10 protein-coding genes and 1 pseudogene are annotated in these 10,641 nt (G+C 58.0%); 7 read left to right on the top strand and 4 right to left on the bottom strand.

Translation table 11 applies throughout. The features are described 5' to 3' along the window. The coding region (locus tag IVB47_RS27725; protein ID WP_247466021.1) for a DUF892 family protein at nt 1-323 on the top strand (323 nt) is incomplete at its 5' end. A gap of 63 nt (nt 324-386) precedes the next feature. Beyond that, entirely contained in the window at nt 387-668 is a 282-nt protein-coding gene (locus IVB47_RS27720) for a hypothetical protein (protein ID WP_247466018.1), read from the top strand. A gap of 5 nt (nt 669-673) precedes the next feature. Here the strand turns inward: IVB47_RS27720 and IVB47_RS27715 are convergent, their stop codons facing one another. Further along, nucleotides 674-898, bottom strand: a complete 225-nt coding sequence (locus IVB47_RS27715; protein WP_247466015.1) for a hypothetical protein — start codon at nt 896-898, stop codon at nt 674-676. Nucleotides 899-1,397: 499 nt separating this feature from the next. Between IVB47_RS27715 and IVB47_RS27710 the strand changes: the two genes are divergently transcribed. Next, nucleotides 1,398-1,622 carry a hypothetical protein gene (locus IVB47_RS27710; protein ID WP_247466011.1) on the top strand — a complete coding sequence of 75 codons (225 nt, stop codon included), beginning with the start codon at nt 1,398-1,400 and terminating at the stop codon, nt 1,620-1,622. Here the strand turns inward: IVB47_RS27710 and IVB47_RS27705 are convergent. Next, a complete protein-coding gene (locus IVB47_RS27705) occupies nt 1,591-1,953 on the bottom strand; it encodes a hypothetical protein (RefSeq protein ID WP_247466007.1) in 363 nt (120 codons plus the stop codon). The genes IVB47_RS27710 and IVB47_RS27705 overlap by 32 nt on opposite strands. Nucleotides 1,954-2,667: 714 nt before the next feature. Between IVB47_RS27705 and IVB47_RS27700 the strand changes: the two genes are divergently transcribed. After that, nucleotides 2,668-2,931 carry a hypothetical protein gene (locus tag IVB47_RS27700; protein WP_247466004.1) on the top strand — a complete coding sequence of 88 codons (264 nt, stop codon included), beginning with the start codon at nt 2,668-2,670 and terminating at the stop codon, nt 2,929-2,931. Nucleotides 2,932-3,383: 452 nt separating this feature from the next. Then, the gene (locus IVB47_RS27695; RefSeq protein WP_247466001.1) at nt 3,384-3,731 is read left to right on the top strand and encodes a response regulator; all 348 of its coding nucleotides are present in this window, start codon (nt 3,384-3,386) and stop codon (nt 3,729-3,731) included. A gap of 1,736 nt (nt 3,732-5,467) precedes the next feature. On the opposite strand, the gene IVB47_RS27690 is transcribed toward IVB47_RS27695, so the two are convergent. Continuing rightward, entirely contained in the window at nt 5,468-6,697 is a 1,230-nt protein-coding gene (locus IVB47_RS27690; RefSeq protein WP_247465998.1) for an ABC transporter substrate-binding protein, read from the bottom strand. Nucleotides 6,698-8,690: 1,993 nt separating this feature from the next. Here IVB47_RS27690 and IVB47_RS27685 point away from each other — a divergent pair. Both IVB47_RS27685 and IVB47_RS27680 read left to right on the top strand, forming a co-directional pair. Next, nucleotides 8,691-9,012: pseudogene (locus IVB47_RS27685) on the top strand (hypothetical protein). Nucleotides 9,013-9,048: 36 nt separating this feature from the next. Then, nucleotides 9,049-9,669, top strand: coding sequence for a hypothetical protein (locus tag IVB47_RS27680; protein WP_247465995.1), 621 nt, complete (start codon nt 9,049-9,051; stop codon nt 9,667-9,669). 426 nt (nt 9,670-10,095) lie between these two features. Here the strand turns inward: IVB47_RS27680 and IVB47_RS27675 are convergent. Next, nucleotides 10,096-10,641, bottom strand: a 546-nt coding sequence (locus IVB47_RS27675; RefSeq protein WP_247465992.1) for an EAL domain-containing protein, incomplete at its 5' end; no start/stop codon positions are given.

The following is a 10,641-nucleotide window of genomic DNA, read 5'->3' as shown; positions in this document are numbered from 1 at the left end:
CCCGGCTTGAGAAAGTCTTCGAGATGCAGGGCGTCCAGGCGAAGGGCGTGGATTGTCCGGCGATCGACGGCATCCTGAAGGAAGCGAGCGAAGTCGCGGGCGATATCGATGACAAACAGGTACTGGATGCGGCGCTGATCGCGGCGTCCCAGGCCGTCGAGCATTATGAGATCACGCGGTACGGCACCCTGATCGCATGGGCGAAAATGCTTGGCCGCGACGACTGCGCCACGGTCCTGCAGCAGAATCTCGACGAGGAAAAGGCGACAGACGAGAAGCTCAACACCATGGCGCTGCGCAGCGTGAACCGGAAAGCCGCTTAATTTGTTAGCTACATGCAGGCGAGAGGGCAGCCCCGGGCGGCCCTTGTTTCTGAGAAGCTAGGCATGAGCCTTGAAGTATTAAGAACCGTGGCAGCCGCCATGACGATAATCGCTGCCGCCATGGTGGCGGCGAACTGGAATGCGCGCATTACCGTGTGCGGCTTCGCTCTCTTTATCGCGGCATCCGTCGCATGGATCGCCGACGGGGTAATGGAGCCGAAGAGTTCGCTCATCATCCAGAACGCCGTCCTTCTCGTGATCAACGTGCTGGGCGTATGGCGCTGGTTGCCGCGCGCCGGCAAGGAAGCTGCCACCGACGGGGCCACCGATCGCGCGACGGGTTAGGGCGCTCAGGCCTGTTTTCTGTCTGAGATGGCCCAGCGCGCCAGCGCGGCTTCTCCCGCTTCACTCAACGCGCCGAGCGTAGTCTGCCCCTTCCTCGCGCAGGCGACAATGCTCTCGGCAATGAAGGATCTCAATTCATGATCGGCGCCGTCGGCCCTGCCCGTGCAGACTCGCTCAAGGGCGGCTTCCATATTTGCGAGGGTGCGGCGATCGAAGCTTTCAAGGATCATGGGGCATCTCCTATAGCGTTCGAACGAACTTCAAAGCGGTAAGTTCCAAGGTCGGAACCGAATGTTCCGGCCGAAGGAACAAGCGGATCTGGAAACTTTGGACCTAGGTGTACGTAACTCAACGTCTTGCAGATGGCACAGGTGTTTCCGTTGCGATCGCGACGCCGTTCATGAAAGCAGCGCTGAAGGGACGGGGCGCGAGCAGCAATCTCTTCCATTGGAATCGCAAAGTAAGGCGCAGCCGACGCGGTGATCGCTGCCGCTATGGCGAGCCCCGGCATGGTTTACGGACGCCGGTCGGTTAAGACTCCGCTTTCAAGAGGCACGCGGAGCTGCGTCCGCCGCATCCCTTGGCGCATGTCCGCACGAGGCAAACGCCGAGGCGAAGAAGGTCGCTTCTGCAAGCCCCACCAAAGATTGATGGAGCGACGCCGTCGCCACAATCCCGCGGCCCGCGACCCTGAAATGAACTATCCTTGGCGGCGACTCAGGAGGGCAGATGGCCAAAGACAAATCGATGGTCGACAGAATTTCTGACGTGGTGAAAGACATCGTGAAAGGCGCGGCAGCAGCCGCCAACGCACTCGAGCCGGGCACGAACGCGGATATCGCTGACGAGCGGGCCGAGAATCCAAGGGCTGCGGTAGCAACGCCCGTTCGTGCAACGCGAATGACACGCCGCGCTCCTGCGTTCAGAGCGAACAAGCGCGTGGCAAAATCTTGAGGGCGGCCAAGGCCCGCGGGAAAACGACTGTGAAGAAGGCTTCGAGGAAAGCGGCACCGGAAAAGTTGGCCGGAAGGCCCAGCAAGACCCCGGATAAAGCAGCTACGAAGGATAAGTCGAAAAGAGCAGCGAAGCGAGCAGCAAAAAGGACGCCTAAAAAGAGCAAAAAGTCGAAGTGAAGGACAGCAGCGCTTTGGTTACCAGCTGCCGCAGATACTCTTGATCTTGTTTTCCAGCGCTTCATCCGCGGATCACGAAGTTCTGCCCGGGGCGTTGCGATATTTGCCGATCCGCGCTTCTGCTGGAGCTTGCGCACGGTGATTGGTGGCACCGGGTACTCGCGCCTGCTGTTTGGGCGAGGGAAAACGCCAGACGGGGATAGAGAACGCCCTTCAGCAGCTTTTGCAAATCTTCCCATCCGTCTTGCTCCTCCCCTGATCTATCTTAACGTCACTATCCTGCTGGTTCGTCGTCGTTGGTTTTACGAGGTGCCGCCTGCAGGCACCCTGGTGGCGCCTGAAGATCCCGAAGAAGTTGCAGCGCCTGCGGAATTCGTGCCGCGCCTGTCCGCCACCAGCCAATCCGTTTCTGTCTCTCGTGCCCTGGTTAGCGCGAGACGGGACAGCTCCGGGAGCGGTTACAGTACCGGTGAAGTGCCGGTCACGCCTGAAGGCGAGGAGGTCGCGCCTTCGCCTTCCCTGGCGAAAGAGGCGGCGCTTGCGCTCCAAGATCCGCCGCCGTGGCCTTTTTGGGCGAAGGCAACGCAGGGAAGGCCGATTGGCGCGACAATTCTAGCCGAATGACTTTCAAGCCGCGATTTCCTTCGTCTAGACCGCCTCAGGTAGTTCGTTCCTGTGAAGCCGCGTCAAGTGAATTCGCGAAGGCAACCTGTGCTTGCCTGGAGGCAGAGCAGTCCTCGCCGCCTGGCCTCCTTTAAAGAGAAGACGGAATCATGCGTAGGAACCGGCGCTGTCACCGTGGCTTAATCTGCGGCTCACGCCTGTTTTGATGTTGCGCTAGGTTATCAGCCCATCTCGGAGCTCTCATGATTATCTGGTATTCGATGCTCATCCTTGTGGCCGCCGCCCTCCAGGTTGTTGAAGGGCGGCTGCGCCGAATCGCAGCAGGCACCGGCACCACCGACGAGATGTTCCTAATGGTGACCGAAAAGCTCGATGGCGCCGGGGAGGCCTGCACGATTTTCATTCGTGGCGGCGACTGCGGCGAGGTGCTCGATCATTACAAAAAGATCGTCGCCGGGAATGTCGAGCGTTTGTCGGCATATAATGGGCCGATCGGGGACAAGTGAGATCAGTCGCCCGGAAGGAACGCAGGTCCGATTGCGTTGTCATGATCCAACCCGCGCGTTCACAGCCTGCGGCGGCGTCTCTACGGGAACTTTCCCCAAGCCGCTTTCACGAGGGGAGCAATCCGCCGCGCGGTTTCGAGCTGAACGCCGCGAGTGCCGTAAAGCAGCTTCACTGGCGCTCTTGATCATCGAAGGAGGCCCTTCCGCTTTGAGGCTCCTTGAGGAGTTCGTCTCCTGATTGCCAACCGCCAAGCTCGACAGCCTCGTTCCGAACCTTCGAATTCCATTTTGCCAGGCGATTCTGGAAGGGCTCCAGCTGCTTCCGCCGCCTTAACCTCCCTCTTCTTCCTTGAACTTAAGCTGAGTTCAGTGCCTAGAACCCGGCTAGCTAAATCCATGGCCGCAACCGAGCGCCTGACGGAACCCGGGCAGATTCGAGGCGTTGCAGCTCCATGACTCATACGGTTCTCCTCGTTGACGACGATCCGGCGGTGCTCGATGTCATCGCCAGCATGCTTGAGGAGATCGGTTGCCGAGTCGTTCGCGCCCGCAGCGGTTCAGAAGCGTTGGAGCTCTTGCAGCGCCATGAGCAGATCTCCATCCTTATCACCGACATCAACATGCCGAACATGGATGGCCATGAGTTAGCCGAACGCGCGAGCCGTTTCCGCCCCGGGCTGAAGGTTCTCCAACTGTCAGGGCGAGAGCGACGGCGCGACGGATTTCCCCTGATCCGGAAGCCATTTTCCGAGGACGATTTGTATCGGGCGATGCAGCAGACTACCGGTGTCTGCTCATAGGTCAGTCTGGCTGAGGCTTGACCGACCGGCCGCGGTTCCTACTGCGGCCACTAGCGTTGCTTGCTGCGGACCGTCGGCAAATTCGCCACAGCAGATTCGGATCTAGTCAAAGCAAGCGACCTCCTCAGCTTTGGAAGGGTGATGAGCTGAGGCCGCTCGCGCCTCGGTGCGGAGGCAAAACCGACCGACGCCATGCCCATTTGTGGACTGGCGTAGCTTTATCTGCGCCCGTGCTTTACAGGGCGTAAACGTCGGTTGAAGCTTAGTCAACGAGGGCAAGTCCGAAAACAAAACACGACAAGCGGGCCCCGGATTATTTGGCCGACAAGCGCCATCCCAGTCCCACAATGCAGAATGGTCCAGGCGCTCTCGCATCGGCAACAGCAACACGTTGAGGAGAGGGTGTTTGATCCATCGCGGCGAGCCCACCTTCTTGCCGGCGTATCTTACCAGTTCGGAGAACTCGGTCTCGGCGGCGTCCGATCATGCCGGAAGGTGATGCCAGGCAACTCCGCCAGCTGCGAGGCCCGCAACGGCTTAACGAAGGCGATCTCTAGGTTCGACCGCTCGCCGGCTCGGCGCTATCTGAGGAGCGATTCCAAAGGCAAAGAAGATCTGTAAATGATATCAGCGCAGTTCAAAAAAACAATTAGCGAAAACAACATCAGGAGCCGCCAGAAGACTGCCTCGTACCTTCAACTGCGGTACTTACTCGAGCATATATTCGCAGGTATGACGTTTAGGCTAGAGGTTCATTCGGGTGCGGTGCGACGGTCAACATGCTTCAACGGCTGTCGAGTCCAATCAGTGGAAACAAGATAGCAAAGTATGGAAGCACCTCCAGCATCTTAGTCAACGAGCTCGCGAGTTGGCCTGAGCCTATCCCAGATCTGGACGCTGCATGTGCATTCGAAGAGGCAATCGGCTGGCCCATGTGGCTGCGGATTGACTCTTACAAGCCGCGGTCAACCTTCGCATCTAGGGCACTCGAACTCTCGAGCTCGCTCGGTCGGAGACAATCGTTCGAACGTCAAAAACATCGCCCGCTCCGTTGCGAGACGAAATGACTTCGAGATCGCCACCTCTGGCTATCCCTCGCGAGCGCGGATTGTGCGGGTCTACGACCTTTGGCTATCTGCTACAGGCGCCGCGACGAGCGGCGGATGGCGATCTCGCCGAAGTAACCTGTTGGTGATAGCTGCCGTTCCAGCTCAATACCGCATTCTTTTTGTGCAGCTGCTGTTTACGCGGAAACATGTCTAGCGGGAAATTGCAGATCGAACTTTACGGCGTACCATCGGTACAAGACCAGTTACCTCCCGGAACCCTTACATTGACGGCCCTAACACAGAACAGCGTCACGATTGTGGAATGAAATGCATCTTCAATTTAGCGGTAAAGGAAGAAGAGTTTCCTCGACCACCATACCCTAAAACGCTATCAGATAGCATCGGCCGCCAAAGCGGCGATCGCCACGTTTGATGATTGCGTGATGAGGACAAAGGCGCTGTTCGCTCCGCCTGAGAAGAAGCTCAAGCCTCTTGCCGGTGGGCTCGGATCCCTCCGCGCGAATAGCTTACGACAGCCGCTGTCGGTGTTGGCACCCGAATTTGATGAATTACTTGGTAGCGAAAAATCGGCATTTCCTCATCCGACAATTCTCTTCGCAAGACTTTCAACGTCTGGCCGCTTCGCACGCGCAATTCGATGTACGGGCGGAGCGGCCAGGAGCGTGGTCAGGAGCCTCGCGCACCGCTCATGATCGGCCCGAATCTCTCCCAGCTTTCTCCCTTGAATCGCATCATCTGGAGCTGCTCGATCGGGGCGAAATCGTCGGGGCCTGTTTTGATACGTGTGCCAGTAATGTAAATTCCAATCTCAAAATCGAGGTTGGCTGCCTGCTTCATTACATTCTCACGGGTCAGCGTGTTACCGCACTGACGGAGGACTTGCTCTAAACCCTTAGCAACACCATAGCCAAAGACAGTCGCAGAGTCGTCGAGATCACCTTCGGGGTACCACTTCGTCATAAAAGATCGCCACTCGTTCATCGATGCGTCGTTCTTCCATTCTGAATCCTTGGGGTCCTTGAGGTATGCGGTAGACAGAATGCCCTGGCTGGCCTCGAAGCCCGCAGGCTTGATAACCCCCCCTATAGAGCCAGAGACGTTGGTCAGGAACTGCACGGGATGCCAGCCTAGTTCGGCGACTTTCTTGATGGCCTGAGCGGCAAACTTTGGGGTGGCGATATTGACGAAGATGTCGGGGTTTGCGCCCTTGATCTGCACCACCTGGGAATCGACGGTAGGCGAGCTCGTCTCATACGCTGCCTCAACAACGATAAGCTTGCCGGCTTGGTCGCCGAGGCCATCCTTCAAGCCGGTGACGTAGTCTTTCCCAAAATCGTCATTCTGATAAAGCACACCGACAGTCTTACCGGGGTAGTTCTGCAGAATGTACTTGCCGTAGATGCGAGCTTCGACCTGGTAACTCGGCTGCCATCCCATAGTCCACGGGAAGTTCTTCGGGTCGTTCCATTTGGCTGCTCCGGTCGAGACAAATAGTTGCGGCACCTTCTTGGAGTTCATGTACTTCTGGATTGCGGTGTTACCGGGCGTGCCCAAGGGGTTGAAGATCAGCAGAACTTCATCGCTCTCGACCAGCTTGCGGGCTTGCTCGACCGTCTTCGGCGGGCTGTACGTATCATCATAGGAGACGAAGTTGATCTTGCGGCCGTTGATGCCGCCTTCGGAGTTAATCTTGTTGAAGTAGGCGGCTTCGGTCTTTCCAATCGTTGCATATGCGGATGCGGGACCAGAGTACGGCATGATGTTGCCGACCTTGATTTCGGCGTCCGTTGCGCCAGCGTCGTATTTCTTTTGAGCATTCGCGCTTGATGGGATCGTTGCAACAAGTGCCGCTGTGATTGCGGTAGAATAGACAAGCTTGACGTAAGAATAACGCATCGTTGTCCTCCCTTGCAGCACAAGCTGTTCAGCCATTCTGGTGAGCTGTTCAGCCGCGCATACGTGAGTATGCATGAGAACCGCCCGCGGCAGCAACGAAACGTGCCTGCCATTTGACTTCAGCAGTTAGAAAGCCAACTCTAGACGCAGCGCACAATTCCTTCCGCAGGAATTAGCGGGAGCAGGCGGGCTGCAAGCTAAGCTTGCGCAGCATGGAGCTTACGCCATCTGCTCGGCACTCTTGCGCATCAGCCAACTTTGTGGCGGAGGCCTTTCGCGAGGTACTTTTCTTAGACTCCGCCTTTGCCTTCCTGGCGCTGACGCGGGTGTCATTAGGGTCGTGCCAGTGGCGGGGAATGAACTCCGGCGCACTCGCCTTATCTACTTCCTTCGGCTGAGGCTGAGGTGGGGTCGGCGGCTCGGAGGGTGGGATGGACGCAAGGACCACCTTCTCGACAGCTTTTTGGATGACTTGGGTGCTGACTAGCGATAGCCGATCAGCCTTGTCGCCTGCGACGGCGGGATAGGTGATTGACGTCATCAATACCGGAGCGGATTTGGACCCAGCGGCAGCGATAGCTCCGATACTACCTAGACATATGAATCCAAGGACAACGACCTTGATCACTATAAAATGCTCCAGACCGAGGCTTCAAGCGTAGACGACATTTGGCCGGCAGCAAGGCGACCTGATTTTTTGGTTAACGGTACGAGCAGTGGTACCTTCGCATCGATCGGTTGCTTCAACACCACCGAAGAATGAGTCGCGACCAGCCGGACCAAAACTGATAGTGCAGCCGGAAGGAGGTCGCTGTTATGCCTGCGATGATGGTCTGTAAACCGCGCCCTCATTTGGATGCAGTTCTAATGATCAAATTAGGTCGGGATAGTTGACCGGGCTTTTGGGTTAGTCGCTAGATTGCGTGAATGATAGCCGACAAGGCGGACGTCGTCTCTAATCTGATCGCTGACGGACCGGACTGTCCTCTTTTTGCGCCAGACGCCGGTCGCCTTCGACGGAAGGGAACGGCCGCGCGCGACAATAAGCAGACCATTTCTCTTGTTTACATAGACGTCGTACATCGTACTCCTCGGCGGGAGAGTAATGCCGGTTAGCGGGAAATGAGGCGACGGAACAGCAACACTCGCGGGAAACGCACCACTGGGCAGCCCATTCTGTGTCAACTGTATTGCGTGCCGGCTACTATTTGCAGGGAGCCGAGAGTGCCCCCGCCCTGAGCTGCGCGAAGAAGCCGCGCGGCGATGAGCTTCTGGATTGCGTTGGCCATTCAGCAAGAACGACTATAGTCGTTGGCACGCTTGGTCGACTCCAAAGACGCTTGCCTCTTCGACACTTTGTCGCGGTAACAAGTGCTGGCTCGTCCGGGAAAATTGCCCCGGTATGCCTACCTTCGACGGCCTTCGTACAGCCTGTCCAAGGCTCGTGTATCCGCGCATTGTCACCGAGCTACCACTTCTTCCGCTCTTTGAAAGCGCCGCGATCTCCATCGACAGCTGCTCCTGCGTGGACGGCTTTGAAAGCCGCGGAAGGTCTATCGGCAATTCGCCTTCAATGTCGGTAAAACCGGTCGCCAGCAGTATCGGTAGCTTGGAATCGCGCAGGCAACAAGATGACAAAATCCAAGCCGGCCGGTCATTCCGACATCGCATGACCGGTGATCACCAATTCCCGATTCAGGCCTTCCTGCATGCACGCGGCTTTTACGGCCTTGCGCGCAAACTTCGGCCGCAGGGGCCCGAATGTACTCAGCACGAATATGCGACACATGCGGCGCGACAGACCCATGCTGCTTTTGAAGATCTGGATGGTCGAACTAGATCGGCCACGCACCCTCCCCAGCTCATCTCATCTAAGACGTTCGTCTTATCTCTCTTAACGCCGACGCACCTGGCTCCAAGCCGGCGGACCGGGAAAACTTGGAACTTCTCAGGCTAGCCTATGTTGTACCATCCCAATACTGCAGATCGCGATATGTATAAAAATATTCTTCTGCTGCTGTTGGCTGCTTCGCTTCTGGCCGGGCCGTCCTTTGCGCAAAACCCGCCGGCGGCCGATCGGCCAAACAATAATGCGGTCAACAGTTCAGGCCAGAACAATTCCAGCAAGCCGGTGGCAGGAGCCAACAGCTTCACCGAAGGCCAAGCCAAAATCCAAGATCGAGGACGCCGGCTACACCAACGTTACATCCCTGAAGAAGGACAAGAACGGCGTTTGGCGCGGAAAGGCCAGTAAAGGCGGTGCATCAAGCGCGGTCAGCCTGGATTTCCAGGGCAACGTGAACGCTGCCAAATAAAGCTGCGCGCAGCAGTAAAGAAAATGAGGCTTCAAGATGACCATCACAATTTCACGTCTCTACGATAACTATTCCGATGCGCAGCGCGCGTTGACCAGCCTGGAGGCCGCGGGTGTGCCGCATTCGGATCTGAGCATCGTCGCGAACAATTCCGACAACTGGTATAGCACCGACAACAAGGTCGATCGCGATCGCGATGGGGTTGACGATCGGGCGGAAGGTGCGGCGGCGGGTGCGGGTCTTGGCGCAAGTCTTGGTGGCGCTGCCGGCTTGCTCGCGGGCCTTGGTTTATTGGCTATCCCCGGCTTGGGTCCGGTCGTGGCGGCCGGATGGCTCGCGTCGACCGCGCTTGGTGCGGTTGCCGGCGGCGCGACGGGCGGCGTCGTCGGGGCACTGACGCAGGCCGGCGTATCCGATGAGGAAGCTCCGCTCTATGCCGAAGGTGTGCGGCGCGGCGGTACGCTGGTGTCGGCTCGTGTGCCGGACGCGGACCGCGCGCGATACGAAGCAATCCTGAACGAGTCAGCCGTCAATCTGCGCGACCGGAGCGCAGCCTGGCAGAAGGCTGGATGGAAGAATTACGATCCATCTGCACAGCCTTATGGCGCAGAAGAAGTTCGCAGAGAACGCCAGCTTTACGGCACCGGCATGCGATGAATCACCAGGCGGGTCGCCAATTTAAACCGGACGATTGCCCATTTTAACCTTGGACGGCGCTGCCTTTCGGGTCATTGCACCGTGAGTGCCGTGGCTGCTGGAGCGCTTCTAGCGACGGCGGCGAACACCCATGGTGCCTCTACCGTGGCGGACCAAGTCAAGCCATCGGTAGCCGGCATTTCCGGGGCGGCCGTGTTGGCGGGGCTGCAGCGTCTCTCGCCCTGACGCTCGCTCTGCCGTCGTTCGGTGCCGGCATGGGCGTCGCGGTCGTCTCACCGTGGGGCAATTCCGGCGTCTCGGCAACCGGGGCGGCTTCGGACGAAAGTGGGTCGGAGCCCATACTTCGCGTTCGAGGTCCTCCATGCCGGCGAAGCCATCCAGACAGCTCGCCAACATCGCGAAGCCTCCGCGCCTCGGTCACATGGACTAAACGGTTTCGCCAAAAGCTGGAACGCCAAGCACATTGGGTGCTTCCTTCTCGCCCGTCGGCACGATGCAGGGAGACGCTAGGTGCTCCATGAGTTGGCTGCCATCTAACAACCGCGAAATTTCGTCGGCCGACACGGGGCGACTGAACAGGAAGCCCTGAAATTCATGGCAGTTGAAAGCCTTTAGAATAGAGTCTTGTTCGGCGGTCTCCACCCCTTCGGCAACTACTGTCAGACCAAGCGCCTGTCCGAGCGTGATGATGGCTGCGGAAATCGCGCGGTCTTGAGCGTTTTGGCCAATTTGTCCAACGAAGCAACGGTCGATCTTTATCGTGTCAATCGGAAAGCTTTTCACCAATGAGAGAGACGAATAGCCCGTGCCGAAGTCGTCTATTGCCAGACGAACACCGCGACGATTGATGGCCTGCATGACCGCAGTCGCATGCGCGACGTTCTGCATCACCATGCTCTCGGTCACCTCGAGCTGCAGGAGCTCGGGAGCCAACCCCGTTTTGCGTAGGACCCCGTCGAGAAATCCTAGCAA

The sequence above is a fragment of the Bradyrhizobium sp. 62 genome (genome assembly GCF_023073035.1).
Taxonomy (GTDB): domain Bacteria; phylum Pseudomonadota; class Alphaproteobacteria; order Rhizobiales; family Xanthobacteraceae; genus Bradyrhizobium.
This window is presented reverse-complemented; position numbering and strand designations above follow the sequence as displayed.

Bases quoted from the DNA above. Each gene is read 5' to 3' on its own strand.
- IVB47_RS27710 (WP_247466011.1), top strand. From the start codon at position 1,398: ATGGCCAAAGACAAATCGATGGTCGACAGAATTTCTGACGTGGTGAAA.
- IVB47_RS27700 (WP_247466004.1), top strand. From the start codon at position 2,668: ATGATTATCTGGTATTCGATGCTCATCCTTGTGGCCGCCGCCCTCCAG.
- IVB47_RS27720 (WP_247466018.1), top strand. From the start codon at position 387: ATGAGCCTTGAAGTATTAAGAACCGTGGCAGCCGCCATGACGATAATC.
- IVB47_RS27695 (WP_247466001.1), top strand. From the start codon at position 3,384: ATGACTCATACGGTTCTCCTCGTTGACGACGATCCGGCGGTGCTCGAT.
- IVB47_RS27680 (WP_247465995.1), top strand. From the start codon at position 9,049: ATGACCATCACAATTTCACGTCTCTACGATAACTATTCCGATGCGCAG.
- IVB47_RS27690 (WP_247465998.1), bottom strand. From the start codon at position 6,697: ATGCGTTATTCTTACGTCAAGCTTGTCTATTCTACCGCAATCACAGCG.
- IVB47_RS27715 (WP_247466015.1), bottom strand. From the start codon at position 898: ATGATCCTTGAAAGCTTCGATCGCCGCACCCTCGCAAATATGGAAGCC.